Origin of the sequence: Actinoallomurus iriomotensis, from assembly GCF_030269445.1 — a bacterium.
Taxonomy (GTDB): Bacteria; Actinomycetota; Actinomycetes; order Streptosporangiales; family Streptosporangiaceae; genus Actinoallomurus; species Actinoallomurus iriomotensis.
The window spans coordinates 555,990-582,467 of record NZ_BSTJ01000007.1 but is presented as its reverse complement, the minus strand read 5'-3'; the positions used below and the strand labels follow the sequence as shown (position 1 = coordinate 582,467).

The following is a 26,478-nucleotide window of genomic DNA, read 5'->3' as shown; positions in this document are numbered from 1 at the left end:
GCAGCAAACCCCGCACATACAGCCCACCCGTGGCGCGCTGATCCGACCGCGGCAATCCCGCGAACACCTCAGCCGCGAACTCCTCCAACCGCGACCGGACCGCGGTGATCTCCCCAGACCTCACACAAGATCATCGCCACCAAGATCACAAACGTAACAAAGCACTACTAGGGCCTGTCTCGAAGTCCCCGTCCGTAGCGAGCGGCGTCCAGGCGGCGCGTCGCAAGGCGGAGGAGGGAGTCAGCCTGGTGTTGGCTGGCGACCGACGACAACGCGGCGAGGCGTCGTCTGGACACCGCGCAGTAGGACAGCGGGGCTTTGAGACAGGCCCTAGCCGGCCGTGCTCCCGGCTTCCTCTTCCTCGATCTGGCGGTTCCACTCGCGCTTGCCGGCGCGCCAGCCCTCGTCGTCGGTGCCGTATCGCCAGTAGCCCGAGATGGACAGCTGCTCCAGCGGAACGCCGCGCTCGACGCGCAGGTGGCGGCGCAGGCGCTTGACGAAGCCCGCCTCGCCGTGGACGAACGCGTGCACCTCGCCGTCCGGGAACTCCAGCTCCTGCACCGCCTCGACCAGCGCGTCGCCGACCGGCGCGTCGCCGCGGTGCAGCCACACCAGCTTCGCGTCGCCCCGGGTGGTCAGCTCCTGCTCCTCCCCCGGGCCCGACACCTCGACGAACACCCGCGCCGGGGCGCCCGGCGGCAGGGCCTCCAAAGACGCGGCGATGGCCGGCAGGGCGCTCTCGTCGCCGACCAGCAGGTGCCAGTCGGCCTCCGGGGACGGCCGGTAGGCGCCGCCCGGGCCGAGGAACAGCACGTCGTCTCCCGGCTGGGACCCCGCGGCCCACGGGCCGGCCAGGCCCTCGTCGCCGTGGTAGACGAAGTCGATGCTCATCTCCAGCGCGTGCGGGTCCCAGCTCCGTACGGTGTAGGAACGTGTGCGGGGCCACTGGTCGCGGGGCAGGTCACGGTGGATGACGTCCATGTCGAACGGCTCGGGGTAGCTCACGCCCGGCACCGGGAACAGCAGCTTGACGTAGTGGTCGGTGAACGCGCCCGCGCCGAAGCCGGCGAGGCCCTCACCGCCGATGACCAGGCGGATCATGTGCGGGGTTATCCACTGGACCCGCAGGACCTTCGCCCGGGTCAGCTTTCTGCCCTTGCGGGCCGGTCGGTCGTTCGCCATCGAAGACTCCTCAACGGGTTGCTTAGGTCAACCTAACTAACGCCCCTGTGTGACAGGTTATCCCCTGCGGCAAACGCGCGCCGCTACGAGGCGAGCCCCGCGCCGAGAAGGTCGGCGATGCCGGCGAGGTCGAACGCCGGCAGGCCGACGTCGCGCCAGTGCGCGTGGTTGAGCAGGGCGACGGCGAAGGTGGTGGCGGCGGCGGTCCGTCGGCCCTCGGGCACCGCGGGGTCGGCCAGCGCGCCGTCGACGGCCCGGCGTACGAGGCCGATGAGCTTGGCGTTCACCTCGGCGAGCGCCCCGCTGACCTCGGGGTGGGTGGCCGCCTCGCGGAACAGGATGAGCCGCACCCCGGACGACCGGGTGTACCAGACGTCGAAGTCGGCGGCCACATTGCGCAGGGTCGCGGGGACGTCGCCCGGCACCACCTCGGTCTCCAGCGACGCGATCTGCTCGATCGGCACCCGGTCGACGAGGGCCAGCAGGATGTCGATCTTGCGGGCGAAGTAGTGGAAGACGAGCCCCTTGTAGACGCCGGCGCGCTCGGCGATACGCGACGTGGGCGTGGCGTCGTACCCCTCCTCGGCGAAGAGCGCCTCGGCCGCGTCCAGGATGCGCGCCCGGCTGTCCTCGGCCGACCGGACGCGTGAGGTGCCGGGCATGGGGACTCCTCCCTGAGATACGGCTCTCCGGGGATACGGCGAGGGGCCGGGCTGCCCGCCCGGCCCCTCGTCAGGGTACGTGTGTCGGTGGGGATCAGTGGGTGACGGCCCGGCGGTGCGTCAGGTCGCCGGTGACGCCGACGCCGAGGCCGGCCAGTACGGCGATGACACCGACGATCCAGGAGGTCCACGCGGCACCGCTGTGCGACGTGTAAGTGATCACCCAGGGGGCGACGAAGAGCAGGACGCCCCAGAGAGCGATCAGCCACTCCGTCACGGCACCGGCCGCGCGGGCGAGGGAGACGAGGCTCGTGACCACGAGCAGCGCACCCAGAACGATCAGCGAGGCCACGGCTCCGCCTTCGTGCGTGGTGTCGACCCAGATCGGAGAAAGAGCCGCGTACAGACCCGCGACCAACGCCACCCAGTCCTGCCATCGAGTCCAGGCTTTCATGATGCCACCTCCGTCTCGTTTGACTGGCCGGACGGTCAATCACCTCGTCATAACTGGCCGCCCGGTCAATCGATTCCCCACGGAGGAATGTGATGTGCGTCTCAGGTCGGCGATCCGTCGTCTGTGCTCGCCGGGAGGAACTCCGTACGCCGCCTTGAACGCCCGGTTGAAGGTCGCGGCGTCCTGGAAGCCCCATTGCGCGCCCACGTCCGCGACGGTCCGGTTGATCAGCCGTGGGTCGGCGAGGTCGGCGCGACAGCGTTCAAGGCGTTGCCGGCGGATGAGTTCGCCGAGGCTCCGCCCGTCCTCGTGGAACAGGTGATGGAGGTACCGCACCGAAATATGGTGTGCCGCGGCGATCATCGCAGGCGACAAGTCGGGGTCGTGGAGGTTGCCGAATACGAATGTCTTGATCTGCTGCAGGAGTGCCTGCTGCCGGGTCTGCGGCGGAATCTGGCATTCCGTATCGGTCAGGCCGGCGAGGAAGGCCGTCGCGAGACCGATGGCCGCGGACTCCAGCCGGTCGGTCACGCCGCGCCGAAGCACGGTCGCCTGTTCGGCGAGCCCTTCGAGGAATCGGGCCATGAGGACCCCCGCTCCCGCTCGCGACGGCATCGGCCGCGCCACCAGACTCCGAAGCGCCTGCTCCGGAACCGGCAGGGCCTGCCGCGGTAGGTGCAGCATCACGGAATGGGTGTCGCCTACGCCACGAATGGCACCTGATTCGTACGGCCGGGACGTGTCGTACATCACCAGGTCGCCGGCCTCCAGACAAGCCCGGTTACGACCCTGCTCGATCCAATAGGAGCCCTCGAGCACCAGCATCAGCTCCCACCATTCCGGGTCCGAACGCTGGACCAGATGGTGGGTGCGCACCACCGATCGCACCCCGGAGCACTCCAGCACCAACGCGGTGAGACGTCCCAGCTCCAGCTGCCGCGCAGAGGTCCGGAAATCCGCCACCGAGTCGACGGCGAACCGTGTGGGCACCAGGTCCTGAGCCGTCAGCTCACACCACCAGTCGAATCGGTCGGCGACCGGTACGTCGGAACTGCACACCTCCATCAACCGGAATCACCTCCCGTTGCCGTTGCCCTCCACGTCAATGATTCGTGCGCTCAGCGCCAATGACCTTCGAGTCACTCCCAGCAGACAATCAAATCGTCTCAGCCAATACATCGTGGAAAACCCTGATGTGGGCGATCCCGCCATGACCGAAAGGTGAAGTGAAATGATCAGGAAAGGCATGGCCGCGGGTGCGATTGCGGCCATCGGCTTGCTCACCGTGACGGCCGCCCCCGCGAACGCGGCCGCCACCACCCCCGCCGCTACCACCCGTGCCGCGTGCACGTCTTGGCGGACCGTTCACACCGCACGATCCGGGGCAGATGAGGTCGCCCTTCAATACAACTCGAATTGCCACTATGTACGCGCGTACATGATCGATTGGGACGACTCTCCCGGATGGGAGATCTGGGTGTACAACAAGGTCTCCGGGGCGACCGCTGCGGCTTACAACCCGCACGTCGTCACCACCTCGGTCAACGACTGGGGCATGCTCTCGCACGCATGCGTGCAGCAGCGGGGACGCGCGAAAAGCTGCACGCCGTACTACTGATCCCTGAGCACAGCGCCCGCTACTTCCGCGCCGGCTCGTTCGCGAGTGTTCCGCGGCCGGGCCATGCGATGTCGTCGACGGCGAGAAACGGCTCGGCGGCCACGGTCGCGGGGGTCGCCCCGGTGAACGCCATGACGTCCCGATGCAGGTGGGACTGGTCGGCGTAGCCGGCGTCGGCCGCGACCCGGGCCGCGCCGTCACCCGCGACCAGACGGTGGGCGGCATGGTCGAAGCGGACCAGCCTCACGGCGCGCTTGGGCGGCAGGCCGAGCTGCGACCGGAACCGGGACCACAGCCGCTTCCGGCTCCACCCGACCTCGGCCGCGAGTCCGTCGACCCGGGCCAGGCCGCGGCTGCCGACGATCCGGTGCCAGGCCCAGGCCACCTCCGGGTCCACCGGTGGCCCCTCTTCATACCGGCGGGCGAGCAGCGCGTCGATCAACGCGAAGCGCTCCTGCCACGACGAGACATCGCTCAGCCGCTCGCGGATCCGTGCCGCCTCCCGGCCCCACAGGTCACCCAGGGGCACGACGGCGCCGTCGAGGTCGGCGGGCGAGGCGCCCAGAACCGCGCCTGCGATCACCGGGGACAGGCGCACCTGCACGCACTCGACGTTCTGTCCCCGCGCCCGGAGCGCACCTCCGGAGCCGAGCCCGGGCCCCGCGACGAGGCTCCCCCGCTGCTGCCGCCCGGCCGCACTGCCAAGGACGGGCGAACCGGCGCCGAACTCCAGGAGCACCGTCACGGCCGGATGCGGGACCATCCTGAGCTCGTCCAGGTCACGGACCCGGAACCCGGCCATGGTGACCCCGGCCACCCGGCTGGGCCGCCGCGGGCACGCGACATCCCACACCGCCGCACCGTGCACGAACGTCCGCACCGTCCCATGCTACGGGAGTCGGTTCGAGGGGAACATTTGTCCAATCCTCCGGCGCGTGCCGGAGACGACAGTGGGCTCATGACCCTTTCTGACGGCGGTCCGTACGTGAACGGCGGCGCCGGGACCACGACCCTGTCGCTGGACGACGGCGACATCCACGTGTGCCAGGACGGCCCCCGCGACGCCCCCGCACTCCTGCTCATCCACGGGACCGCGTCCTCGACCCGCTCATGGGACGCGCTGGTTCCGCTGCTGGCCGGATCTCACCGCCTCATCCGGATCGACCTGCTCGGGCACGGCCGGTCCTCCGAACCCGCCGACGGCGGCTACGCGCTCCCGGACCAGGCACGCCGGGCCGGCGTGGTACTGGACCGGCTCGGCGTCGAGCGTGCCGTGGTCGTCGGTCATTCCAGCGGCGGCGCGGCCGCCACCGCCCTCGCCGAACAGCGGCCCGACCTGGTGACCGCGCTCGCGCTCATCAACACCGGACCCGGCCTGAACGCCTTCATCGCACCGGAGACGGCCGCGCCCTCGCAGTGGCCGCCGACGGACGAGCAGCTCCGGCTGTTCGCGAGCACCGGTTTCAGCCGCGCGGGCTACCAGATCCCCGAAGAGCTCCTGGACGACGCGCGCGGGATGACCCACCACACGCTCATGGCGACGATGCGGGCCACCACCTCCTACCTGGAGCAGCAGGCGCTGCCGGATCGGCTGGCGGTCCTCGGCAAGCCGCTGCTGGTGATCTTCGGCGAGGACGACCGCCGATGGCGATCCTCATCCGCCGCCGACTACCGCGCCGTTCCGGGCGCGAGGGTCGAGTTGCTGCCCGGTCTCGGGCACTCGCCCCTGCTCGAGGACCCGCCGCGGACCGCCGCCCTTCTGCTGGCCTTCACCGTACGGGGGACCGAATGAGGACGAGGGGTGCCAAGCGGGTTCTCGTCTCCGGCGCCAGCATCGCCGGCCCGGTGCTGGCGTACTGGCTCACCCGGCACGGCTTCTCCGTCACCGTCGTCGAGCGCGCGTCGGGTCTGCGCAAGACCGGCGGCCACGCGGTCGATCTCTTCCGGCCCGCGATGAACATCTCGGAGAAGATGGGCGTGCTGCCGCGCGTCGAGGAGCGGGCCACCGGCACGAACCGGATGACCGTCCATCGGGAGGGCGCGCGGCGTCCCGTCCGGGCGGACCTCTCCAAGATCTTCAGCGCCGCCTCCGACCGGCACGTCGAGGTCATGCGCGACGACCTGAGCGAGATCTACTACGACGCCACACGCGAGGACGTCGAGTACGTCTTCGACGACTCGATCACCACGATCTCGCCCGACGGCGAGGTGCGGTTCGAGAACGCCCCGCCGCGCCGTTTCGACCTCGTCGTCGGCGCGGACGGGCTGCACTCCAACGTGCGCCGCCTCACCTTCGGCGAGGAGTCTCGCTTCAGCAGCCATATCGGGGCCTACTTCGGGGTGCTGTCCCTGCCCAACACCGCCGGCCTCGACGGCGAACTCCTCATGCACGTCGGCGTCGGCCGCACGGCCGGCATGTACGGCGCGCGGCACCTCGGCGACGCGCGGGCGTTGTTCCTGTTCCGGAGCGAGCGCGAACTCGACCACCACCACCGCGACGTTCCCCGGCAGAAGGAGCTGCTGCGCGAGGCGTTCGCCGGCCTTCACCCCGACGTGGACCGCTGGCTGGAGGAGCTCGACCGCACCCCGGCGTTCTACTTCGACTCGATCAGCCAGCTCCACATGGACACCTGGTCACGGGGGAGGGTGACGCTCGTCGGCGACGCGGGCTACTGCCCCGGCCCGGCCGTCGGCGGCAGCACCACCCTCGCCGTCGTCGGCGCGTACGTCCTCGCCGGGGAGCTGGCACGGGCGGACGGCGACCACGAGGTCGCGTTCCCCGCGTACGAGCGTGCGATGGCGGACCACGTGCGCGCGAGCCGCGCGGTCGCGCTGAGCGCCGCGAGGACCCTGATCCCCACCTCACGCCTCGGCGTGTCCGGACTGGCCCAGGGCGCCCGCCTGATCTCCGCCCTCCCCGCGGGCCCCGGCCGCGCGCTCCTCCGCCTCACCACCGGAAGCGCACGTCTCTACAACTCCATGACGGTCGACGACTACCCGCCGTCGCCCGCCGTGCCAAGAGCCCGGGTCGAGTAGGGCGGGTCGACGAGCCCGGCGTACAGCTCGCGGGTGCGCTCGGCGATCCGCGCCCAGGAGAAGTGCTCGACCGCCCGGCGGCGGCCCGCCCGGCCCATCGCGGCGCGGTCCGGCGAGGCGATCAACGCGTTGACCCGCTCGGCCAGGTCGGCGACGAAACGCTCGGGGTCGACCGGCAGGCCCGTACCGTCGGCGACCTGCTCGATCGGCACCAGCAGCCCGGTCTCCCCGTCGGCGACGACCTCGGGGATGCCGCCCGTCGCGGTGGCCACGACCGGCGCCTCGCAGGCCATCGCCTCCAGGTTCACGATGCCCATCGGCTCGTAGATCGACGGGCAGGCGAACACGCTCGCGTGGCTGAGCAGTTGGACGACCTGCGGGCGGGGCAGCATCTCCGCGATCCACACGACTCCGTCGCGTTCGCGGCGGAGGCCGTCGACGAGCGCGTCGACCTCGGCGGCGATCTCGGGGGTGTCCGGCGCTCCGGCGCAGAGCACGAGCTGCACGGACGGGTCGAAGGACCGGGCCGCCCGCAGCAGGTACGGCAGCCCCTTCTGCCGGGTGATCCGGCCCACGAACACCACCGAGGGCCGGCCGGGGTCCACGCCGAACCGCTCCAGCACCTCCGTGCCGCGGTCGGGCGCGTACTGCGCCGTGTCGATCCCGTTGTGCAGCACGGTGACCCGCTCGGGGTCGACCTCCGGGTAGCAGGCGAGCACGTCGCGGCGCATGCCCTCGGAGACCGCGACGACCGCGTCGGCGGCGAGGATGGCGGTGCGCTCGGCCCACGAGGAGATCGCGTACCCGCCGCCGAGTTGCTCGGCCTTCCACGGCCGCAGCGGCTCCAGGCTGTGCGTGGTGACGACGTGCGGGACGCCGTGCAGCAGCTTGGCGACGTGTCCGGCCAGGTTGGCGTACCAGGTGTGGCTGTGGACGAGGTCCGCGCCGGCGCAGGCGGCGGCCATCTCCAGGTCGACGCCCAGCACCTGAAGTGCGGCGTTGGCCGACTCCAGGCCGTCGGGAACGCGGTGGCTGGAGACGCCCGGCTCGTCGCGCTCGGCGCCGAAGGCGTGCACCCGGACGTCGCAGAGCGCGCGCAGCTCCCGCGCGAGGTACTCCACGTGCACCCCGGCGCCGCCGTAGACCTCCGGCGGGTACTCACGGCTGAGCAGATCGACGCGCATGCTCAGTAGGGTAGAGCGAAAGATCCCATCACGTCTGTTCCGGGGGTGACCTGGGCGGTTATGGTCACTCCATGGCGACGCCTCAGGTCCTTTCCATGGTGCTGGCGGGTGGCGAGGGCAAGCGACTCTTGCCGCTGACGGCCGACCGGGCCAAACCGGCGGTGCCCTTCGGCGGCATGTACCGGCTCATCGACTTCGTGCTCTCCAATCTGGCCAACGCCGGTTACCTGCGCATCGTGGTGCTGACGCAGTACAAGAGCCACAGCCTCGACCGGCACATCTCCCGTACGTGGCGTATGTCGACCCTGCTGGGCAACTACGTCACCCCGGTGCCGGCCCAGCAGCGGCTGGGCCCCCGCTGGTTCTCCGGCTCGGCCGACGCGATCCTGCAGAACCTCAACCTCATCGAGGACGACTGCCCCGACCACGTCGTGGTGTTCGGCGCCGACCACATCTACCGCATGGACCCGCGGCAGATGGTCGACCAGCACATCGCGTCCGGCGCGGGCGTCACGATCGCGGCGATCCGCCAGCCGCTGTCGCTGGCGGACCAGTTCGGCGTCATCGAGACCGGCCCCGACGGGCGCGGTGTCGCGGCGTTCCGGGAGAAGCCGAAGGACGCCGTCGGCCTGCCCGACGCGCCCGACCAGATCTACGCCTCGATGGGCAACTACGTCTTCGACACCCGCGTGCTCATCGACATCGTCAAGCGGGACGCGCTGGACACCGCGAGCCGGCACGACGTGGGCGGGGACATCATCCCCAAGCTGGTCGAGGCCGGGCAGGCGCAGGTGTACGACTTCGCCGACAACCAGGTGCCCGGCTCCACCGACCGTGACCGGGGCTACTGGCGCGACGTCGGCACCCTGGACGCCTTCTACGAGGCGCACATGGACCTGATCTCGGTGCACCCGATCTTCAACCTCTACAACCGGCGGTGGCCGATCTTCTCGGGCCACGACCCGCTTCCGCCGGCCAAGTTCGTCTTCAACGAGGAGGGCCGGCGCGGGTACGCGGTCGACTCGATGGTCTCCCCCGGCGCGATCCTGTCCGGCGGCACGGCCGAGCGGTCGATCCTGTCGCCGGACGTCCACCTGGACTCCGGCGCGTCGGTGTGCGACTCGGTCCTCATGGACGGCGTACGGATCGGGCGCGGCGCCGTCGTACGGCACGCCATCATCGACAAGAACGTGAGCGTCCCCGACGGCGCGCGGATCGGCGTGGACCTGGAAGAGGACCAGGAGCGCTTCACCGTCACGCCGAACGGCGTCCGCGTGATCGAGAAGAACCAGATCATCCCGGGCTGACGCCGGGGGCCGCGGCCCCCGGCACGGGACGCTCAGGACCGGCGGACGTTGTAGGCCAGGTGGGTCACGCCCTGTCCCTCGATGACCTCCGGGCCCTCCAGCCGGGCCGGCGCCGTGGCGAGGTTCTCGAACCACCGGACGCCGGTGCCGAGCAGCACGGGCACCAGGTCGACGTGGATCGCGTCCAGCAGCCCGGCGTCGAGGCACTGCTGGGCGATCTTCGCGCTGGCGATCACGACGTTCTTGTCGCCCGCGGCCTCGCGGGCGACCTTCACCGCGCTCTCGACCGAGTCGGCGAAGGTGAAGGTGTCCGGGTTCGGCTTGTCGGCCGGCGGCTCGTGGGTGACCACGACGACCGGCACGCCCAGCGGGTGGGTGCCGCCCCAGCCGTGCGTGATGTCGAACAGGTGCCGGCCCGCCACGAGGGCGCCGACGCTCGCCATCGACTCGCGCATGTACGCCGCGCTCGCCGGCGACATGCGGAACGTCGCCCACTCCACGGCGGTGGGCACCTCCACCTCGCCGCTGCCCATCCAGCCGAACAGCTCGTCGATCCCGTCGGCGGGGTCGGCGATGAAGCCGTCCAGCGACATCGACATGTTCGCGATGACCTTGCCCATTTCGAATCTCCTTAGGTGTTCTCTCGGTGACGTGTTCAATGCTGGCGGAGCGCGCGACGCGGAACATCGGCCACCTGGCCGATGCCGGGAGCCCGGGTGGGTGAGGGCGGCTGGCAGACTGTGCCGAGATGTCCGCGATCCGACCTGACCTCCCGGTTCCGCCGACGACCTTCGTCGGCCGCGAACCGGAGCTGCGCGCCCTCGCCGCCGCCCTGGGCGACGCGCGGCTGGTCACCATCGCCGGGCCGGGCGGCTGCGGCAAGACCCGGCTGGCGATCGAGGCGGCGGCGACGGAGGCCGTACGCCGGCCGGACGGGGTCTGCTGGGCGGATCTGACGACCACGGCCGACGCCCTCATCGTTCCCGAGCTGGTCGCGACGGCCGCCGGGGTCCTCCCGGCGGCGGACCGGGACGCGATCCCCTCGCTGGCCCGGCAGCTCGGCGACCGCCGGATGCTCGTGTGCCTGGACAACTGCGAACACGTCGTCGAGGCCGTCGCGGAGCTGGCCGCCGCGCTGACGCGCGCCTGCCCCGGCGTGACGGTGCTGGCCACGAGCCGCGAACCGCTCCGCCTGCCGGGCGAGGTCGTCTGGCGCGTTCCGCCGCTCGGCGCCGAGGACGCGGTCGCGCTCTTCGAGGAGCGCGCCGGACCGGTGCCGGCGCCGGACCGGGACGCGGTGCGCACCGCCTGCGCGCGGCTCGACGGCATCCCGCTCGCCATCGAGCTCGCCGCGGCCTGGTCCGGCACTCTGTCGGCCCGGGAGATCCTCCAGGGCCTGGACGACCGGTTCTCCCTCCTCGTACGGGGCCCGCGCGGCGTCGCGGCGCGGCACCAGACGCTCGCCGCGTCGATGGCGTGGAGCCACGACCTGCTGGAGGAGGACGACCGGACCCTGTTCCGCCGTCTCGGGGCCTTCCACGGAGGTTTCACGCTCGACGCGGCGCGCGGGGTCTGCGGGTTCGGCCCGCTCGACGGGATGTCGGTGCTGGCCGGTCTGGGGCGGCTCGTCGACAAGTCGCTGGTCGTCGCGGACACGCGAGGCAGCGTCGCGCGGTACCGCATGCCCGAGACGGTCCGCGCCTACGCCGTGGCGCTGCTGGAGGCATCGGAGGAGGCCGACCGGGTCCGCGACCGGCACCTCGACACGTACCTGGCGCTGACGGACGACGTCCGTCCCCTGCTGGCCCGCGACAAGGACGCCTGGCGCGCCGCCGTCGGCGCCGAGCACGAGAACCTGTGCGCCGCCGCCGCGTGGGGCCTGTCCCGGGACGATCCCGGACGCGGCCGTCTGCTCCTGGCGGGCCTGCCCTGGCTGTGGCACCTGAACGGGCGCGGTCACGAGGGCCTGGAACTGCTGCGGCGGGCCGTCGACCGCGCGCCGGACGACCGCACCGCGCTCCAGGCCCGCCTGCTGACCGGCCTGGCGCTGGTCGCCGACACGACCCACCCGGCCGGGCCGGACCATGACGCGGCGGCGACGGCGCTGGACATCGCGGTCGAGGCCGGTGACGTCGCGACCGCCTGCCTGGCGCGGCTGCTCCGGGCCGTCGGCCTGTTCTTCGGAGACTTCGACACCGCCTGGAAACTGGCGGAGACGGCGCGGAGCGAGGCGCGGGAGTCCGGCGAGGAGTTCGTCGCCGACGGCGCGACCGCCCTCATGGGGATGATCCGGCACCTGCGCGACGAGCACGACGAGGCCGAGGACCTCTTCCGGACCGCGACGGAGGGCCTGCTGCGGCGCGGAGACCGCGGTGTCGCCTCGACGACGCTCGGGTTCTGGGCCTGCGGGGCGCTCTACACCGGCGACGTCGAACGGGCCCGCGCGCTCGCGGCCGAGGCGGTACGGACGGCCCGCCCGCTCGCCGACCACCATCGCGTCGGGTCGGCCGCCAGTGTGCTGGCGACCGTGGAGACGGCGGCCGGCCGCCTCGACGAGGCGCGTGCGGCCCTCGCCCCGCTGGTCCGGCTGGTCGAGGGCGCCGAGCGGCCGCCGTTCGTGCCCGGCCTGGCGCGGGCCATGGGCGAGCTCGAACTGCGGTCCGGCCGGCCGCATGAGGCGGTCGCCTGGTTCCGGTCGGAGACGAGCTGGCTCGGCGACGGCGCCGGTCAGGAGGCCGCCCTGTCCCCGCAGACCCTGACCGGGCTCGCCGCCGCGCTCCAGGCCACCGGGGACGACGCCGCCGCGGCGTCCGCCTGCGAACGCGCTCTCACCGTCGCCCGCGCGGTCGGCATGCCCGGGGTGATCGCCGACGCGCTCGAACGGCAGGCCCGCCTCGCCGAGCCGGCCGGCGCGGAGCGGCTGCACCACGAGGCCCTGGCGTTGCGCGCGGAACACGGCCTGTGGCTCGGCTGCGTCGGGAGTCTGGACGCGCTCGCCCGGATCGCGGTCGCGGCCGGGGCGCACGCGGAGGCGACCCGGCTGTTCGCCGCCTGCGACCGCGCGCGCACCGACATGGGCCTCGCCCCCGTGCCCGCCGATCCGGGCCCGCGCGCGGCGCTGGGCGAGACCGCGTACGCGGCCGCGTGGGCCGAGGGCGGTGCGCTCGACGTACCCGCGGCGGTCGAGTGGGCCCGGCGCGCCCGCGGCCCGCGCCGGCGGCCGTCGAGCGGCTGGTCGGCGCTCACCCCGGCCGAACGCAGCGTCGTACGGCTGGCCGCCGAGGGCCTCAGCAACCCCGGCATCGGAGCGCGGCTGTTCATGAGCCGCAGCACGGTCAAGACCCACCTGTCCCACGTCTACGCCAAGCTCGGCGTCACGAACCGCACCGAGCTCGCCGCGCTGGCCACGCCGCACCTCGCCGAAGACTGACCGCGTCCCGGTCATCCGCGCATCGGCGCGTACCGCTCGAAGGCGCACTCGAGCAGGCCCTCGCCGTGGGTCAGCCCCGGCAGCCGCCGTTCGAGCTCGTGCACTCGTGCCGCCGGGATCTCGCCCTCGACCGTACGGACCGTGCCGTGCACGTCGGTGGTGCGCGGCACGGCGCCCAGCCGGGCCAGCACCGGCGCGAGCCCGCCGTACGTGTCCTCGGGCACCTCCAGGTGGAACCGCTGCAGCGGCTCGCAGACGACCGTGCCGGCCCGCCGCAGCGCCGCCGTCAGCACCGACGGCGTCAGGCCGCGGAAGTCGCCGGCGGTGCTGGCCGGGGGGAAGTAGCCCGCCCGGGTCATGGTCACCGTGCAGTCGACGACCTGCCGGCCGCTCAGCCCCCGCCGCAGCGTCGCGCGCACGGTCTCCTCGACCGCGGCGAAGAAGGCGTACGGCAGGCAGCCGAGCTCGACCTCCAGCCCGAAACGCGTGCCGGAGCCCGCCGGGGCCGGATCGACGCGCAGCCCGATCGTGGCGAGGAACGGGTTGCCGTCCTTCTGCCCGACCGCCACGGCCTCTCCGGTGCCGGCGGGCCGCTCGACGCAGATCGTCGTGGTGTCGCGGAACTCCACGTCGAGGCCGAACTCACCGGCCAGTGTCGCCTGGATGACCTCCTTCTGCACCTCGCCGTAGAGGGACACGGAGATCTCCTGGCGGAGGTCGTCCTGCCGGAGGCCGATCAGCGGGTCCTGCTCGGCGAGTTCGGTGAGCGCGGCGTGGAGCGCGCCCCGGTCGGACCGGCGGCGCGGCACGACCACCGTCTCCAGCGTCGGGGGCGCGAAGTGACCGGTGGCGTCGCCGGACGGTGGTTCGCCCAGCGAGTCGCCGATCCGGACGCCGACGAGCCCCCACAGCCGGGCGATGTCCCCCGGTCCGGCGCGGCCGCGCGGCACCGCCCTCCCGCGGTCGAAGACGCTGAGCGCGGTCACCTTCGACTCTCTCTTGTCGCCGTACCGCAGCGCGTCCCGCACCCGGACGGTGCCGTTGAACAGGCGCGCGTAGGCGATCCGCTCCCCCGCCGCGCCCCGCTCGATCTTGAAGACGGTGCCCGAGACCGGGCCGTCCGGGTCGCCTCCGGCCCGGGGCAGCAGGTCGCGGATGCCGGCGGTCAGCGCGTCCACGCCCGTCCCGGTGATCGCCGAACCGAAGAACACCGGATGCGCCAGCCCCTGCCGCACCTGGGCGGCGAGCGCCCCGCCGAGCCGGGCGTGGGTGACCGCCGTCTCGTCCTCGACGTACGCGGCGAGCAGGTCGTCGTCGCGCCGGGTGAGCAGGTCGGCGAGCGCGGCGCGGAAGTCCTCGTCGGCCGGGCCGTTCGGGGTGACGGCCGCGTGGCGTGTGCCGAGGCCGCGCACCCGGCCCATCGGCACGATCGCGGGCGTCAGCCGCTCGGCCAGCGCCCGCAGCAGGCCGTCGTACCGCGCGCCCCGCCGGTCGACCTTGTTCACGAAGACGAGCGTGGGGATGCGCAGGCGACGCAGGGTGCGCATGAGGATGCGGGTCTGCGCCTGCACGCCCTCCACGGCGGAGACCACGAGCACGGCCCCGTCGAGGACGCAGAGCACCCGCTCCACCTCGGCGATGAAGTCCGGGTGGCCGGGCGTGTCGATCAGATTGACCGTGGCGTCGCCGAGACGGAACGACACGACGGCGGACTTGATCGTGATGCCGCGCCGTCGTTCGAGCGCCAGGGAGTCGGTCTGGGTACTGCCGTCGTCGACGCTGCCGACCGCCTCGATGACACCGGCGGCGTAGAGGAGCCGCTCGGTCAGGCTGGTCTTACCGGCGTCGACATGCGCGAGAATCCCGAGGTTGAGCGTTGTCACCGAGCGTCATGTCCTTGAGGTAGGCGATAACTCCTTCGCGTGTGGACATGGACGCCTGGCGCATTGGTCTCTCCGTGGGTCGGCTACCTGACAGCGGGATTACAGCAGGTGACCGCCCGGAGGGCAACGGAATTCACGCGGCCCCCGCCGGTCGCCGGGCGACGCGCCCGGCGCCGGGCGGGACGGTCGCGTCAGACGCGTTCGAGGACGACGACGGGGATCTCCCGCTCGGTCTTCTTCTGGTAGTCGTCGAAGGCGGGCCAGGTCTCGGCCATCGCCTTCCACAGCTCGGGCTTCTCCTCCGGCGTCGCCGTACGGGCCCGAGCGGCGAACCTGTCGCCCAACACCTGGACCTCGACCTCCGCGTTGGCCTGCAGGTTCGTGAACCACAGCGGCGGCTCGTCGGCCCCGCCCTTGGAGGCGATCACCGTGTAGGCGTCGTCGCCCTTCCTGCGGTAGATCAGCGGCGTCGTGCGCTTCTGCCCGCTCTTGCGGCCGACCGTCGTGAGCAGCAGGGTCGTCGTGCCCTGCCAGTCGTGCCCCTCGGCGCCGTCGGTCTCCTGGTAGCGCTCGACGTGCTCGCGGCCGAACAGCATGTGCCTCACCTCATCTGATCGAGATCTCCGTGCCGCACAACCAACGAGCACCCGCGATCCTTCCCCGGGCCCGTTGTCGCCCGGCGGCCTCCGTTGATCGATACTGGCTTCGTGAGCACCGATGAGACCGGGACGGTCCAGCTGGTGGAGGAGTACGGACCCGAGTGGGCGCCGGGCGTGTTCGAGCGCGGCACCGACGGTCCGCTGATGATCCTCGCCGGCGTGGACGGCTCGCCGACGGCCATGCGCGCCGGCGCGTACGCCGCCGGGCTGGCCCGCCGCCAGCGGTCCCGCCTGGTGTTCGTGTACGTCGCGGCGCCGTCGCTGTGGACCGGCATGTCGGCCGGGCCGGCGGTCGCCGCGCAGGAGCAATTGTTCGGGGAGCTGATCGACGAGCTGCGCACGCAGATCCGCGAACGCGCCGACGAGATCGCCGTGCCGATCACCTTCGTCGTACGGCGCGGCGACGCGTTCGTCGAACTGCGCGACGCCGCGACCGAGCTGCACGCCGACATGGTGGTGGTCGGCTCGTCCGAGCAGGCGGGCCACCGGCTCATCGGCTCGGTCGCCTCCCGCCTGGTCCGCGCGGGCCGCTGGCCGGTGACGGTCGTCCCCTAGACGAGGGGATCTTGGTGTCGGCCTTCAGTTGAGCTGCTCCGCCAGTCCAACGACGATGCCCTCGGGGCCGCGGACATAGCAGAGCCGGTAGACGTCCTCGTACTGCTCCAGCTCGCCGACGAGTTCGGCGCCGTGGGTGCGCAGACGGGCGATGACGTCCTCGATGTCGTCGACGGCGAACATGACGCGACGAATGCCCAGCGTGTTCGCCGGCGCGTCCTTCGGCTCGGGGGTGATGGCCCTCGGCTGGTGGAACTTCACCAGTTCTATCCCGTTGTGGCCGTCCGGGGTCCGCAGCATGGCGACGTCCTGGCGGACGTCCTTCAGCCCGACGACGCGTTCGGCCCCAGGCCAGTCGAGTGGCCCCTTGCCCTGCAGCTCCATCCCGAGTTCGACGAAGAACGCGATGACCGCGTCAAGGTCTTCGACGACGATGAGAACGTTGTCCATCCGCTGGATCGCCACGCTGGGCCCCCTTCGCTTGGTACGGCCACGGTGGCCGCGCCTGCCCCTGAGACGGAGCCGGCGAGCCATTATCGTCTTCGGCCCCGACGAAATTCGGTCGCCGCCGGCCGGGGTGGCTGTCTAGGGTCGGCCGGGTGCTGAGCGACGCGCAGATCAAGGAGTTCGCCGAGCGCGGTTACGTCCTGGTCCCGCAGGTGGTGCCGGGCGACCTCCTGGACGAGGCGGCCCGGCGGATCGACGAGGTCGCCGCGGCCGACCCGCCCGCCGAGGACGAGCGCGGGCCGCACTTCTACTTCCTGGAGACCAAGGACGAGCCGGCCCTGATCGCGCCGCTGACCGGCAGCCCGGCCTTCGGACTCGCCGAGGACCTGGCCGGCCGTGGCACGCTGGACGTCCCCTGGCAGGTCCAGGTCGCGCTGAACATCCCGCCGTACTCCCACCGCCCCGGCGGGCCGCACATCGACGCCGCCCACGCCGAGCCGGAGGACGGGCCGATCCGCGGCACGTTCACCCTGCTGGCCGGGATCCTGATGACCGACCAGCTCACGGAGAACGCCGGCAACCTGTGGGTCTGGCCGGGAACCCATCTGACCCATGCCGCGTACTTCCGCGAGCACGGCCCGCGCATGTTCTGCGCCTACCCGCCGATCGACCTGCCCGAGCCCGAGCAGATCACCGGACGCGCCGGCGACCTGCTGCTCGCGCACTACCTCCTCGGCCACAACATCGGCGGCAACTACGAGTCCGACCAGACGCGGCGCGCGCTGTACTTCCGGCTCAGCAACACCGACCACGCGTCCCACCGGAGCGCGTTCCTCCAGGACGCGTGGCTGGACTACGAGCCGATCAGGTCCCACCCGGCGACCGCCTGACGGCTCCGCGCTCTCTCAGGCGGGTGTTGTTCACGAGGAGCCGGCGCATCGCTCCGTAGCTCATGCCGAACTCCTCGGCGACGCGCCGGATCGACCACCCCTGGTCGTACAGGCGTACGGCGTCCTGTTCGGTTCGCTCTCGTCCGGAAGAGCGGACGGATCGCAGGGCCGCGGTGATCTCGGCACGGCGGTAACGGCGATGGCCGCCCGGCGTCGCCACGGCGGAGAGGATTCCGTCGCGCGCCCATCGGGCGATCGTCGTCGTGCGTACGCCGAACATCTCGGCGACCTCACGCGGCCGGAGCAGATCATCATCGGGCGAAGTGCTATGGGGAGGCACAGAGGAAGACCAATCCAGTTCGTCGGGAGAGAGAGGGGAACGGCATTCGCATTCATGGAGTCTTCGGCGTGCCGGCGAGAATGGCCCACACGCACTTGCCGGAGGTTGCGACGTGACACCCCCACGACTCCGCGAGGGCAGAGATCAGGTGCATGCCCCGCCCGTGCTCCTGCTCGAAGTCGATCGGGAGCACGATCGGACGGTGCGGCGACGAGTCCCATATCTCAAGGCGAACCCTTCCGCCGTTCCAGTCGACGGCGACGACATAGTCCGCACTCGGCGCGTGGATGAGAGCGTTGTTGAACATCTCGCTGACGAGCTGAACACCGTCGTCCACCTGGTGTGACCGCCCCCAAAGGCGAAGCCTGGAGGCGACGAAGTCACGCGCCACACCGGCAGAGGCGAGAAAGGGCGGCAAGCACCGTTCCTGCCGAAGTGGATTATCGGAATTATGCAGGATTAGTCCGAATTGTGGCGCGTTACAGCGGTCCATACTTGCCTCCTGGCTTTCTTTTAAGAAAGCCTGGCCCCATCACGCGAGGCGGCGATACCTTTTCTAAAGGACGGAAAGTCGAAAGGGGTCACCATGGTCGATGAACTGGTCGATCCGGATTCGTCGCTGTGGGCCTGGCTGGCTCACGACGTACGCTTCTATCGGAAGAAATACGGCCTCACGCTGCATCAGCTGGCCACGGTCATCCAGAGCAGCGGTCCGAATGTTTCAAATATCGAAGCCGGGCGGAGGAAGCTCACCGACGAGCAGGCCCTCGCCCTCGACGTGCGATTCAAGACCGGCGGCCACTTCTCCCGGCTGCTGCGGTTCGCTCGCCGGGGCCATGACCCGGACTGGTTCAAGCAGTACGCCCACCTCGAAGCCAAGGCCCGCCTGATCAAGACCTACCAGGCCATCACGGTGCCCGGCCTTTTCCAGGTCCCGGAGTACGCCACCGAACTGTTCCGAGCTTTGGGCATAGTCGACGTCGAGGACCCGCTGAGCAAGCGCATGGCGCGGGCGGACGTGTTCAAGAGGACTGACCCACCGCTGATCTGGGCCATCGTCACGGAGAACGTGATCGACTGGCCAATCGGCGGACCGGAGGTGATGCGAAAGCAGCTTGCCCACCTCCTGGACCTGTCCAATCTGCCCAACGTCAGCCTCCGGGTTGTGCCTCGGATCGCAGGGGCTCATGCTGGCATAGATGGATCATTTTCCCTCATATCGGGCAAGGACGGAGATGTCGCTTATACCGAGTCGCCAGGCGGAGGGAGGCTCGTGGCCTCCACCGATGAGGTCCGGGAATACGGACTCCAGTACGACCGAATCGGACAGGCGGCATTACCCGCATCAGCGTCTCGAGAAATGATCCGGCGAATCATGGAGGCTCTCTGATGGACAAGCAGGTCACCCACGATGGATGGCGGAAGAGCAACCGCAGTGGAAGCACTGAGTGCGTCGAAGGCAAGGTCGTCACGCGGGAAGAGGCCGAGTCTCTCGGGATGAAGTAACCACTTCCGACACTCGCGTCCCCCCGACCTCTGTGGCCCGACCTGCGTGTTCGCGAGCGCCCGATGTGGCGTGGACCTCAGCGGGCGGATGCTAGAGATGGCGAAACCGGGGTAGCGGAGGGCTCGTGACCCCATGGCAGCGACATGTCGAACAACGATTCACCGACGTCGCCGGGCTGCGCGTCCCGCTGCCCGGCAGCGGGGAGACGCGTGAGCGCTGGGCCCTGTTCGCCCTGCTCGCTGAGGAGGATCTCTCCCTCGCCCGGCTCAGCGAGGGGCATTTCGACGCTCTGGCGATCCTCGCCGAGCTGAACGGGCCGCGACCGGCCCCCGGCGACCTCTGGGGCGTGTGGGCGGCCAAGCCGCCGAGTCTGGAGGCCGACGGCGGGCGGGTCAGCGGCGTCAAGCCGTACTGCAGCGGAGCCCGCGTCTGCACGCGGGCGCTGGTCACCGCCGGCGACCTGCTGTTCGCGGTGGAGCCCGGCGAGCCGGTCGAAGGCACCTGGCCGGCCACCGGCATGGCGGCCAGCGACAGCCTCGACGTGCGGTTCGAGGGCGTTCCGGCCGAGCAGGTCGGGCCGCCGGGCGGGTACACCGGGCGGCCCGGGTTCCATCACGGGGGCGTCGGGGTCGCGGCGGTCTGGTACGGCGGGGCCCGTGCGGTGGCCCGTCCGCTGCTCGGTGTCCGCGAGCCGCACGCGCTGGCGCACCTGGGCGCGGTGGAGATCGCGCTGACCTCGGCGCGCGACGCGCTGGAACGGGCGGCGGACGAGATCGACGCGGACCCGCTCGACCACAAGGAGCAGGCTGCGGCGCGCGCCCTACGGGTGCGGTCCCTGGTCGCCGAGGTCGCGGCGGAGGTGCTGGACCGTACGGGCCGGGCTCTCGGCGCGGGACCGCTCTCCCACGACGAGGCGCACGCCCGGCGGGTCGCGGACCTGACCGTGTACATCCGCCAGCACCACGCCGAACGCGACCTGGCCGCCCTCGGCGCGATGGTCACCGGGGACGACTGGTGAGCGCCGACCCCATCGAGCCGAACCCCATCGACGCGCCCGGCACGACAGAGGACGAGTGGCGCGCGTGGGACGGCCTGGCCGAGCTGCCCGCCCTCGACGCGTCCGCGTGGCGCAGCGTCGTCGTGGTCGCGGCGCACCCGGACGACGAAATTCTCGGCGTGGGCGGCCTGATGGCGATGCTCGCCGACCGCGGCGTACGCCTGCGGCTCGTCGCCGTCACCGACGGCGAGGCCTCTCACCCCGCCGTCGCTCCCGAGGAGATCGCCGCCCGCCGGATCGCCGAGTCGGCCGCCGCGCTGGCGCACATCGGCGCGTGCGAGACCGTACGGCTGGGGCTGCCCGACAGCGGCGTGAAGGACGAGGAGCTGCGCCGGCTGCTGCCCGGCCTGATCGACGGCTTCGACGCGTGCCTCACCCCGTGGGAGTACGACGTGCACGCCGACCACGAGGCCGTGGGGCGCGCGGCGCTGGCCTGCGGCGGCCAGGTGTGGCGGTTCCCCATCTGGACCTGGCACTGGGCGCGGCCCGGCGACCCTCGGCTGCCCTGGGAACGGGCCGTACGGGTGCCGTTGCCGCCGCCGGCCCGTGAGCGGAAGCGGGCGGCGATCGACTGCTTCACCAGCCAGTTCGAAGGCGCCGAGCCGATCCTGCCGCCGGGCGTCGTGGCGCACTTCACGCGGCCGTGGGAGGTGCTCTTCCATTGACGCTCGGACCGGAGTACTTCGAGCGCGTCTACGCCGCCTCGTCCGACCCGTGGGGGTTCACGAGCCGCTGGTACGAGGAGCGCAAGTACGCGCTGAGCCTGGCGATGCTGCCGCGCCGGCACTACGAGGACGCGTTCGAGCCGGGCTGCTCGATCGGCGTGCTCACCGCGATGCTCGCGCCGCGCTGCGACCGGCTCCTGTCCTGCGACGTCTCGCCGGAGGCGGTACGGCAGGCCCGCGAGCGGGCGCCCGGAGCGCGGGTGGAGCGGCGGACGCTCCCGCAGGACTGGCCGGACGGAACGTTCGACCTGATCGTGTTCTCGGAGTTCCTGTACTACCTGGGCACGGCGGACCTGGGCCGGGTGCTCGACCTGGCCACCAAGTCCCTCAAGCCGGACGGCACCCTGCTGGCCGTGCACTGGCGGCACCCCGTGGCGGACTACCCGCAGACCGGCGACGCGGTGCACGCGGCCCTGGCCGCCACCGGCCTGGCCCGGCTCGCCGAACACCGGGAGGCCGACTTCGTCGCCGAGGTGTACGTGAACGGCGAACCGGTCTCAGTGGCCGCCGCCGAGGGCCTCACGTGATCACCCGAGCGGGAGCGACGGAGCGAGTGGAGTGGTCGGTGAGGGACGAGCCGCCCGCGGAACGAGTGAGGAGCGGACGCGACCAGGAAACCCGAGCGGGAGCGACGGAGCGAGTGGAGTGGTCGGTGAGGGACGAGCCGCCCGCGGAACGAGTGAGGAGCGGACGCGACCAAAAAGCCCGAGCGGGCGTGGTGGTGCCCGCGCACGACGAACAGGAACGGCTGCCGGCCTGCCTGGCCGCGCTCCGTGACGCCCTGGTCGTGGTCGTCGCCGACGCCTGCACCGACCGTACGGCCGAGGTGGCCCGCCGGCACGGGGCGCAGGTCGTGGAGATCGCCGCGCGCAACGTCGGCGTCGCCCGCGCGGCCGGCGTCCGGGCGCTGCTGCGGCACGGGGTGTCGTGGGTGGCCACCACCGACGCCGACACGCTGGTGCCGGCGGACTGGCTCGACTCCCAGCTGCGGTACGCGGCGCGGGGCTGGGACGCGGTCGTCGGCACGGTCAAGGTCACGGACTGGGCGGGGCATCCGCCCCGGCGGGTCGCCGCCTACGCCGGCCACTACGCGCGCGACCCCGCTCCCGTGCACGGCGCGAACCTCGGCTTCACCGCGCACGCGTACGTCACGTCCGGCGGATTCCCGCCGGTCCGCACGGGCGAGGATCGCGCGCTCGTCGCCGCGATGACCGCCGCCGGCCACCGCGTGCTGCACACTCCGCAGGTCGAGGTCATCACCTCCGCGCGGCGCCGCTACCGGGCACCGCAGGGCTTCGGCCACCTCCTCACCACGCTCGGCTGAGCGCATGAACGGCGGCCGCTGGGTAGGGCTCCAGGCGAGAGGAGGCCTCATGAGCAATATCGGGATTCTGGCGGTCATCGGGCTCATCCTGATCGTGATCGTCCTGATCGGCTGGATCTTCATGACCGTGCGAGCGAACCGGCACCCGATGAAGAGCAAGGACCCGGGCGGCAGGCTCAAGCGCGGCCCGGTCTCGGGCGGGGCGATCCACGGCGACCCGGGGCAGAACATCCTGACCGGTGAGGCCCCGCGTCAGGACGCTCCCGAGGAGCACCGGAAGAACGTTTAGTCACGTCCGTAACCTGGGTCGCGCCGGGCCTCCTGGGTGAGATTCCGGCGCGGCGGGTAGAGCGTTACCCATGCGCATCGGTGTCCTCGACGTCGGATCGAACTCCGCCCACCTGAAGATCGTGGAACTCCGGCCCGGGCGGCCGCCTCGGCCGGTCCGGTCGGTCAAGCACCCGACGCTGCTCGCCGACGCGATCACCCCGGACGGGCGGATCGGGGCACCGGCCGTCGAGCGCCTGGTCGAGGCGGTCGGCGCGACCGCGCGGGCGGCCGAGGACGAGCACCTCGACGAGCTGATCGCGTTCGCCACCTCGACGGTCCGCGACGCGGCCAACCGGGAGCCGATTCTCGAACGGGTGGCGGCCGAGACCGGGATCCGGCTGGGACACCTGTCCGGCCGGGACGACGCGCGCCTGACCTTCCTGGCCGCCCGCGCCTGGTACGGCTGCTCCGCCGGGCGGATGCTGCTGATGGACATCGGCGGCGGGACCACCGAACTCGCCTACGGCGACGGCGAGGAGCCGGCGCTCGCCCTGTCCCTGCCGCTGGGCGCCGGCCGGCTGACCCGCGCGTACCTGCCGGGCGACCCGCCGTCTCCCCGCGACGTACGGCTGCTGCGGCGGCTCGTGTACGAGCGCCTGGCCGAGGTCGGCGGGCGGATCCGCGGCCTGCCCCCGGCGCGGCGGGTGGTGGCGACGTCCAAGACCTTCAAGCAGCTCGCCCGCCTGACCGGTGCGCCGGGAGGCGCCGCCGGCCCGTACGCGCGCCGGGTGCTGAGCCTTGACCTGCTGCGCGAGCGGATCCCCGAGCTCGCCGCGTACGACGACCGGCGCCGGGCCCGGCTGCCGGGCGTCGCGAAGAGCCGGGTGCACCAGCTCGTCGCGGGAGCGATCCTGGCCGAGGCCCTGATGACGACGCTCGGCTTAGAGGACGCCGAGGTCTGCCCGTGGGCCCTGCGCGAGGGGATCGCGGTCCGCCGCACGCGGACCTCCCCGGCGCTCACGGTCACCGACGAGCTGGGCGGCCTGATCCAGCACTCCTTCGGCCGTCGGCGTCCCCCGCCGGCGTACGCCCGGGAGCGGGCCGGCCGGAACGCCACGGTCGCCGCGGGCCGGTCACGATGAACCGCCGTGGTCGGTGAGGATCTCCCAGACGGCCTTCTCCGCCGGCCCGCGCGTGGCGAGCTCGCCGAGGTCGCGTCCCTTGCCGAGGTCGGCGAGCGCCGGCTCGATCGTGATGCCCTGCTCGTACAGCTCGATGATCCGCGGGTCGATGTAGGAGGCCCGTGCGACGGCGGGGGTGTTGCCGAGGTACTCCGAGACCTCGCGGACCACCCGGACGACCGCACGCTTGCGCGCGTTCTCGCTGGTCGCGGCCGGTTTGGAGACGGCGAGTCCCACCGCGGCGAGCACGGTGGCGTGCCAGGTGCGGAAGTCCTTGGCGGTGAAGTCGCCGTCGGAGATCTCCCGGAGGTAGTCGTTGATGTCCCCGGCGGTGACGTCGTGCCAGCGCGGACCGCTCCGGTAGGCCAGCAGCTCGTCCCCGCCGCTCCGCCGCCGCTTCAGGCTTCGTACGACGGCCATGACCTGGTCGTCGACGAGGGCCTGCTCGCGCTCCTTGGCGCCCTTGGCGGTGTAGTCGAAGACGATCTCTCCGTGGGAGCACGTCACGTGCTCGCGGCGGATCGTCGCCAGGCCGTACGTGCCGTTCTCCGCGGCGTACTCCTCGCCGCCCGGCCGGAAGAAGCCAAGGTCGATCAGGCGTATCGCGGCGGCGAGCACGCGTTCGCGGCTCAGCCCGGACCCGCTCAGGTGGCGCTCCACCCGCTCGCGGACCCGGGGCAGGGCGGCGCCGAACGCCAGCATCCGGTCGTGCTTCTCCCGGTCGCGCTGCTCACGCCACCGGTCGTGGTAACGGTACTGCCGCCGGCCCGCCGCGTCGGTGCCGACGGCCTGGATGTGCCCGTTCTCGTCGGGGCTGATCCACACGTCCTCCCACGCCGGGGGGATCACCAGCGCCTTCACGCGGGCGAGCGTCTCGGGGTCCTTGATCGCGACGGCCTCTCCGTCGAAGTAGCGGAACCCGCGTCCGCACCGCCTCCGGCGGATGCCGGGGCCGCCGAGGTCGCTGCGCGCGAGCTCGACCGTCACGACGTCCTCCTGCGTGTCACTCACCCTCTTCGCGTTACCCGCCTCTCTTCCTGCCTATCACCGCGCCGGCGCGTACCCGTCAGCAGGTGTGAAACGCACAGAGCGGGTAGGCGAACGCGTGACGGCCGACCGCGAAAGGAGCACCTCGATGCCGAGAGCACAGATCAAGGACGAGAAGACCTACCAGAAGCTCCGCGACAAGGGCGAGAGCAAGGAGAAGGCCGCCCGGATCGCCAACGCGTCGGCGGGCAGCTCACGCTCCTCGGTCGGCAAGAAGGGCGGCAAGAGCCCGTCGTACGACGACTGGAGCAAGGATGACCTGGTCAAGCGCGCCCGCGAGATCGGCGTCAAGGGCCGCTCCACGATGACGAAGGCTCAGCTCGTCAAGGCCCTGCGCGACCACTAGGGGGTCGACGGAAGGCGGGCGCGGGTCAGGCCGCCCGTGGCGAAGACCACCGCGCCCGTACCGTCGATCAGGGCCGCCCGTCGCCAGGTCGGCAGGAGCGCCACCGCACCCGCGCACGTCGCCGCGTGGAGCAGGTCCACCGCCACGCCCGCGCGGGCGAGACCACGTGTCGGACGGGCCAGCTCGACGCCCGCCTGCAGGAGGTGGCGGGTGCCGAGCACCCGCAGGACCCGTGTCTGCGACCGCGTCGCCGGACGGCCCGTGAGCGTACCCAGGACCAGGTCCGGCCTGGTCACGAGCAGCCCGCCCCACGCGAGCCGCGCCGCCGCGAGGCCCCTCACCGGCACCGGCCCCGCAGCAGGCCCAGGCCGGCCAGGCCCAGTGCCGCGCCCGCGGCCGTCGCGAGGGCGACCCGGTGCTGCGCGGCCCACAGCTGGTAGCTGCGCGGATGGGCCCTGTCGTCGAAGTCGCCGTGCGCGCCGTAGTCGTGGCCGTCCTTGCCGTCGGCGGGTTTCCACAGGTTGGCCGGCTGGTGCGGGTCGCGCGGCTGGTCGGTCTGCTGGGAGTCAAAGCCCGTACGGGCGAGGTAGCGGTCCAGCAGGCCCGGGATGACCCGGTTCGCCAGCAGGGTCGCCACGGTGCTCCCGCCGACCCAGTACTCCCGCCGATTCGGATGGTCCGCGGCGTACACCAGCGCCCGCGCGGCCACCTCCGGCTGGTAGATCGGGGGCACCGGCTGGGCGTGGTTCGGCAGCTTCGACTCCACCCAGTCGAACTGCGGGGTGTTGACCGCCGGCATGTGCACGATGGTCGTCCGTACGTTGGTGCCCCGGTGCAGCAGCTCGGTGCGCAGCGACTCGTGGAAGCCCTGGACGGCGTGCTTGGCGCCGCAGTACGCCGACTGGAGCGGGATGCCGCGTTTGGCCAGGGCCGACCCGGTCTGCACGATCGTGCCGTGGTCGCGCGGCAGCATGAGGTCCAGCGCGACCTTCGTACCGTGAACGAAGCCGAGGTAGGTGACCTCGGTGGTCCGCTTGAACTCGGCCGGCTCGATGTCGACGAACTCGGAGAACACCGAGCTGAACGCCACATTCACCCACACGTCGATCGGGCCCAGCACGGCCTCCGCACGCTCGGCGGCGGCGCGTACCTGGTCGAAGTCGGCCATGTCGGTGGGAATGGCCAGCGCCTCACCGCCGGCCGCGCGCACGTCCTCGGCGGCGGCGTTCAGGCCGGTCTCACCCCGTGCCAGCAGGGCGACCTTGTCACCCTGGGCGCCGAACGCGCGGGCCGCCGCACGCCCGATTCCACCACTCGCGCCGGTCACCACCACGACCCGCTTACCGCCCATCGAGCTCCCCCTCGGTCACGTTC

At 71.9% G+C, this 26,478-nt stretch carries 30 protein-coding genes and 1 pseudogene; 15 read left to right on the top strand and 16 right to left on the bottom strand.

The window, feature by feature from the left end; translation table 11 throughout:
- The 5 genes and pseudogenes from QSK37_RS51850 to QSK37_RS29545 form a co-directional block, all read right to left on the bottom strand.
- Positions 1–124, bottom strand: a pseudogene (locus QSK37_RS51850) (IS701 family transposase); the annotation flags it as partial.
- 206 nt (positions 125–330) lie between these two features.
- Entirely contained in the window at positions 331–1,182 is an 852-nt protein-coding gene (locus QSK37_RS29560; protein WP_285627558.1) for a siderophore-interacting protein, read from the bottom strand.
- 83 nt (positions 1,183–1,265) lie between these two features.
- Positions 1,266–1,844: a TetR/AcrR family transcriptional regulator gene (locus QSK37_RS29555; RefSeq protein WP_285627555.1), complete on the bottom strand. Its 579-nt coding sequence runs from the start codon at positions 1,842–1,844 to the stop codon at positions 1,266–1,268.
- Positions 1,845–1,938: 94 nt separating this feature from the next.
- Positions 1,939–2,298, bottom strand: coding sequence for an SPW repeat domain-containing protein (locus QSK37_RS29550; protein ID WP_285627552.1), 360 nt, complete (start codon positions 2,296–2,298; stop codon positions 1,939–1,941).
- Between the two features lie 39 nt (positions 2,299–2,337).
- Entirely contained in the window at positions 2,338–3,363 is a 1,026-nt protein-coding gene (locus QSK37_RS29545) for a helix-turn-helix domain-containing protein (protein ID WP_285627590.1), read from the bottom strand.
- A 166-nt stretch (positions 3,364–3,529) separates the two neighbouring features.
- On the opposite strand from QSK37_RS29545, the gene QSK37_RS29540 reads away from it, so the two are divergent.
- Positions 3,530–3,916 carry a hypothetical protein gene (locus tag QSK37_RS29540; protein ID WP_285627549.1) on the top strand — a complete coding sequence of 129 codons (387 nt, stop codon included), beginning with the start codon at positions 3,530–3,532 and terminating at the stop codon, positions 3,914–3,916.
- 19 nt (positions 3,917–3,935) lie between these two features.
- Here the strand turns inward: QSK37_RS29540 and QSK37_RS29535 are convergent, their stop codons facing one another.
- Positions 3,936–4,796, bottom strand: a complete 861-nt coding sequence (locus tag QSK37_RS29535) for an AraC family transcriptional regulator (protein WP_285627546.1) — start codon at positions 4,794–4,796, stop codon at positions 3,936–3,938.
- A gap of 78 nt (positions 4,797–4,874) precedes the next feature.
- Between QSK37_RS29535 and QSK37_RS29530 the strand changes: the two genes are divergently transcribed.
- Positions 4,875–5,708, top strand: a complete 834-nt coding sequence (locus QSK37_RS29530; protein WP_285627543.1) for an alpha/beta fold hydrolase — start codon at positions 4,875–4,877, stop codon at positions 5,706–5,708.
- Entirely contained in the window at positions 5,705–6,952 is a 1,248-nt protein-coding gene (locus tag QSK37_RS29525; RefSeq protein ID WP_285627540.1) for an FAD-dependent monooxygenase, read from the top strand. Before QSK37_RS29530 ends, QSK37_RS29525 begins: the two co-directional genes overlap by 4 nt.
- Here the strand turns inward: QSK37_RS29525 and glgA are convergent.
- Entirely contained in the window at positions 6,910–8,136 is a 1,227-nt protein-coding gene (gene glgA, locus QSK37_RS29520) for a glycogen synthase (protein WP_285627538.1), read from the bottom strand. The genes QSK37_RS29525 and glgA overlap by 43 nt on opposite strands.
- Before the next feature lie 71 nt (positions 8,137–8,207).
- On the opposite strand from glgA, the gene glgC reads away from it, so the two are divergent.
- Positions 8,208–9,443, top strand: a complete 1,236-nt coding sequence (gene glgC, locus QSK37_RS29515) for a glucose-1-phosphate adenylyltransferase (protein WP_285627535.1) — start codon at positions 8,208–8,210, stop codon at positions 9,441–9,443.
- 32 nt (positions 9,444–9,475) lie between these two features.
- On the opposite strand, the gene QSK37_RS29510 is transcribed toward glgC, so the two are convergent.
- A complete protein-coding gene (locus tag QSK37_RS29510) occupies positions 9,476–10,063 on the bottom strand; it encodes a dihydrofolate reductase family protein (protein ID WP_285627532.1) in 588 nt (195 codons plus the stop codon).
- A 128-nt stretch (positions 10,064–10,191) separates the two neighbouring features.
- Here QSK37_RS29510 and QSK37_RS29505 point away from each other — a divergent pair, with 128 nt between their 5' ends.
- Entirely contained in the window at positions 10,192–12,873 is a 2,682-nt protein-coding gene (locus tag QSK37_RS29505; RefSeq protein WP_285627529.1) for a helix-turn-helix transcriptional regulator, read from the top strand.
- Between the two features lie 11 nt (positions 12,874–12,884).
- On the opposite strand, the gene QSK37_RS29500 is transcribed toward QSK37_RS29505, so the two are convergent.
- Both QSK37_RS29500 and QSK37_RS29495 read right to left on the bottom strand, forming a co-directional pair.
- Positions 12,885–14,756: an elongation factor G gene (locus tag QSK37_RS29500; RefSeq protein ID WP_285627527.1), complete on the bottom strand. Its 1,872-nt coding sequence runs from the start codon at positions 14,754–14,756 to the stop codon at positions 12,885–12,887.
- A 191-nt stretch (positions 14,757–14,947) separates the two neighbouring features.
- Complete coding sequence (locus QSK37_RS29495; protein WP_285572983.1) at positions 14,948–15,352, bottom strand: nitroreductase family deazaflavin-dependent oxidoreductase; 405 nt, start codon at positions 15,350–15,352, stop codon at positions 14,948–14,950.
- 111 nt (positions 15,353–15,463) lie between these two features.
- Here QSK37_RS29495 and QSK37_RS29490 point away from each other — a divergent pair, with 111 nt between their 5' ends.
- Positions 15,464–15,970, top strand: a complete 507-nt coding sequence (locus tag QSK37_RS29490) for a universal stress protein (RefSeq protein ID WP_285627525.1) — start codon at positions 15,464–15,466, stop codon at positions 15,968–15,970.
- A gap of 24 nt (positions 15,971–15,994) precedes the next feature.
- On the opposite strand, the gene QSK37_RS29485 is transcribed toward QSK37_RS29490, so the two are convergent.
- Positions 15,995–16,420, bottom strand: coding sequence for a VOC family protein (locus tag QSK37_RS29485; RefSeq protein ID WP_285627587.1), 426 nt, complete (start codon positions 16,418–16,420; stop codon positions 15,995–15,997).
- A gap of 149 nt (positions 16,421–16,569) precedes the next feature.
- Between QSK37_RS29485 and QSK37_RS29480 the strand changes: the two genes are divergently transcribed.
- On the top strand, positions 16,570–17,307 hold the full coding sequence (locus tag QSK37_RS29480; protein ID WP_285627523.1) for a phytanoyl-CoA dioxygenase family protein: 738 nt from the start codon (positions 16,570–16,572) through the stop codon (positions 17,305–17,307).
- Here QSK37_RS29480 and QSK37_RS51845 read toward each other — a convergent pair.
- Positions 17,282–17,647, bottom strand: coding sequence for a helix-turn-helix domain-containing protein (locus tag QSK37_RS51845; protein ID WP_285627521.1), 366 nt, complete (start codon positions 17,645–17,647; stop codon positions 17,282–17,284). The genes QSK37_RS29480 and QSK37_RS51845 overlap by 26 nt on opposite strands.
- A 52-nt stretch (positions 17,648–17,699) precedes the next feature.
- Positions 17,700–18,140: an ATP-binding protein gene (locus QSK37_RS51510; RefSeq protein WP_349498000.1), complete on the bottom strand. Its 441-nt coding sequence runs from the start codon at positions 18,138–18,140 to the stop codon at positions 17,700–17,702.
- Between the two features lie 93 nt (positions 18,141–18,233).
- Here QSK37_RS51510 and QSK37_RS29465 point away from each other — a divergent pair, with 93 nt between their 5' ends.
- The 7 genes from QSK37_RS29465 (at position 18,234) to QSK37_RS29435 (ending at position 23,672) form a co-directional block, all read left to right on the top strand.
- Entirely contained in the window at positions 18,234–19,037 is an 804-nt protein-coding gene (locus QSK37_RS29465) for a helix-turn-helix domain-containing protein (protein ID WP_285627515.1), read from the top strand.
- A 241-nt stretch (positions 19,038–19,278) separates the two neighbouring features.
- Positions 19,279–20,172, top strand: coding sequence for an acyl-CoA dehydrogenase family protein (locus tag QSK37_RS29460; protein WP_285627512.1), 894 nt, complete (start codon positions 19,279–19,281; stop codon positions 20,170–20,172).
- The gene (locus QSK37_RS29455; protein WP_285627509.1) at positions 20,169–20,876 is read left to right on the top strand and encodes a PIG-L deacetylase family protein; all 708 of its coding nucleotides are present in this window, start codon (positions 20,169–20,171) and stop codon (positions 20,874–20,876) included. Before QSK37_RS29460 ends, QSK37_RS29455 begins: the two co-directional genes overlap by 4 nt.
- Complete coding sequence (locus tag QSK37_RS29450; protein WP_285627507.1) at positions 20,873–21,463, top strand: class I SAM-dependent DNA methyltransferase; 591 nt, start codon at positions 20,873–20,875, stop codon at positions 21,461–21,463. The genes QSK37_RS29455 and QSK37_RS29450 overlap by 4 nt, the downstream gene beginning before the upstream one ends.
- A gap of 125 nt (positions 21,464–21,588) precedes the next feature.
- Positions 21,589–22,260: a glycosyltransferase family 2 protein gene (locus QSK37_RS29445; protein ID WP_285627504.1), complete on the top strand. Its 672-nt coding sequence runs from the start codon at positions 21,589–21,591 to the stop codon at positions 22,258–22,260.
- A gap of 49 nt (positions 22,261–22,309) precedes the next feature.
- Positions 22,310–22,549 (top strand): hypothetical protein, encoded by a 240-nt coding sequence (locus QSK37_RS29440; protein WP_285627499.1) that lies wholly within the window; start codon positions 22,310–22,312, stop codon positions 22,547–22,549.
- A 70-nt stretch (positions 22,550–22,619) separates the two neighbouring features.
- On the top strand, positions 22,620–23,672 hold the full coding sequence (locus tag QSK37_RS29435) for a Ppx/GppA phosphatase family protein (RefSeq protein ID WP_285627496.1): 1,053 nt from the start codon (positions 22,620–22,622) through the stop codon (positions 23,670–23,672).
- On the opposite strand, the gene QSK37_RS29430 is transcribed toward QSK37_RS29435, so the two are convergent.
- Complete coding sequence (locus tag QSK37_RS29430) at positions 23,664–24,722, bottom strand: DNA topoisomerase IB (protein WP_285627493.1); 1,059 nt, start codon at positions 24,720–24,722, stop codon at positions 23,664–23,666. The two genes, QSK37_RS29435 and QSK37_RS29430, sit on opposite strands and share 9 nt — an antisense overlap.
- A 124-nt stretch (positions 24,723–24,846) precedes the next feature.
- Between QSK37_RS29430 and QSK37_RS29425 the strand changes: the two genes are divergently transcribed.
- Positions 24,847–25,104, top strand: coding sequence for a DUF7218 family protein (locus QSK37_RS29425; RefSeq protein WP_285572956.1), 258 nt, complete (start codon positions 24,847–24,849; stop codon positions 25,102–25,104).
- Here QSK37_RS29425 and QSK37_RS29420 read toward each other — a convergent pair.
- Together QSK37_RS29420 and QSK37_RS29415 are read right to left on the bottom strand one after the other, a co-directional pair.
- Entirely contained in the window at positions 25,101–25,445 is a 345-nt protein-coding gene (locus QSK37_RS29420) for a hypothetical protein (RefSeq protein WP_285627487.1), read from the bottom strand. The genes QSK37_RS29425 and QSK37_RS29420 overlap by 4 nt on opposite strands.
- Positions 25,442–26,455: an SDR family oxidoreductase gene (locus QSK37_RS29415; RefSeq protein ID WP_285627484.1), complete on the bottom strand. Its 1,014-nt coding sequence runs from the start codon at positions 26,453–26,455 to the stop codon at positions 25,442–25,444. The genes QSK37_RS29420 and QSK37_RS29415 overlap by 4 nt, the downstream gene beginning before the upstream one ends.
- Positions 26,456–26,478 lie beyond the last annotated feature (23 nt).

What these genes read in the sequence shown, in the direction of transcription:
- QSK37_RS29560 (WP_285627558.1), bottom strand. Translation starts at nt 1,182, where the DNA reads ATGGCGAACGACCGACCGGCCCGCAAGGGCAGAAAGCTGACCCGGGCG.
- QSK37_RS29550 (WP_285627552.1), bottom strand. Translation starts at nt 2,298, where the DNA reads ATGAAAGCCTGGACTCGATGGCAGGACTGGGTGGCGTTGGTCGCGGGT.
- QSK37_RS51510 (WP_349498000.1), bottom strand. Translation starts at nt 18,140, where the DNA reads ATGGACCGCTGTAACGCGCCACAATTCGGACTAATCCTGCATAATTCC.
- QSK37_RS29435 (WP_285627496.1), top strand. Translation starts at nt 22,620, where the DNA reads ATGCGCATCGGTGTCCTCGACGTCGGATCGAACTCCGCCCACCTGAAG.
- glgC (WP_285627535.1), top strand. Translation starts at nt 8,208, where the DNA reads ATGGCGACGCCTCAGGTCCTTTCCATGGTGCTGGCGGGTGGCGAGGGC.
- QSK37_RS29440 (WP_285627499.1), top strand. Translation starts at nt 22,310, where the DNA reads ATGAGCAATATCGGGATTCTGGCGGTCATCGGGCTCATCCTGATCGTG.
- QSK37_RS29545 (WP_285627590.1), bottom strand. Translation starts at nt 3,363, where the DNA reads ATGGAGGTGTGCAGTTCCGACGTACCGGTCGCCGACCGATTCGACTGG.
- QSK37_RS29415 (WP_285627484.1), bottom strand. Translation starts at nt 26,455, where the DNA reads ATGGGCGGTAAGCGGGTCGTGGTGGTGACCGGCGCGAGTGGTGGAATC.
- QSK37_RS29510 (WP_285627532.1), bottom strand. Translation starts at nt 10,063, where the DNA reads ATGGGCAAGGTCATCGCGAACATGTCGATGTCGCTGGACGGCTTCATC.
- QSK37_RS29425 (WP_285572956.1), top strand. Translation starts at nt 24,847, where the DNA reads ATGCCGAGAGCACAGATCAAGGACGAGAAGACCTACCAGAAGCTCCGC.
- QSK37_RS29495 (WP_285572983.1), bottom strand. Translation starts at nt 15,352, where the DNA reads ATGCTGTTCGGCCGCGAGCACGTCGAGCGCTACCAGGAGACCGACGGC.
- QSK37_RS29465 (WP_285627515.1), top strand. Translation starts at nt 18,234, where the DNA reads ATGGTCGATGAACTGGTCGATCCGGATTCGTCGCTGTGGGCCTGGCTG.
- QSK37_RS29555 (WP_285627555.1), bottom strand. Translation starts at nt 1,844, where the DNA reads ATGCCCGGCACCTCACGCGTCCGGTCGGCCGAGGACAGCCGGGCGCGC.
- glgA (WP_285627538.1), bottom strand. Translation starts at nt 8,136, where the DNA reads ATGCGCGTCGATCTGCTCAGCCGTGAGTACCCGCCGGAGGTCTACGGC.
- QSK37_RS29485 (WP_285627587.1), bottom strand. Translation starts at nt 16,420, where the DNA reads ATGGACAACGTTCTCATCGTCGTCGAAGACCTTGACGCGGTCATCGCG.
- QSK37_RS29525 (WP_285627540.1), top strand. Translation starts at nt 5,705, where the DNA reads ATGAGGACGAGGGGTGCCAAGCGGGTTCTCGTCTCCGGCGCCAGCATC.
- QSK37_RS29540 (WP_285627549.1), top strand. Translation starts at nt 3,530, where the DNA reads ATGATCAGGAAAGGCATGGCCGCGGGTGCGATTGCGGCCATCGGCTTG.
- QSK37_RS29530 (WP_285627543.1), top strand. Translation starts at nt 4,875, where the DNA reads ATGACCCTTTCTGACGGCGGTCCGTACGTGAACGGCGGCGCCGGGACC.
- QSK37_RS29505 (WP_285627529.1), top strand. Translation starts at nt 10,192, where the DNA reads ATGTCCGCGATCCGACCTGACCTCCCGGTTCCGCCGACGACCTTCGTC.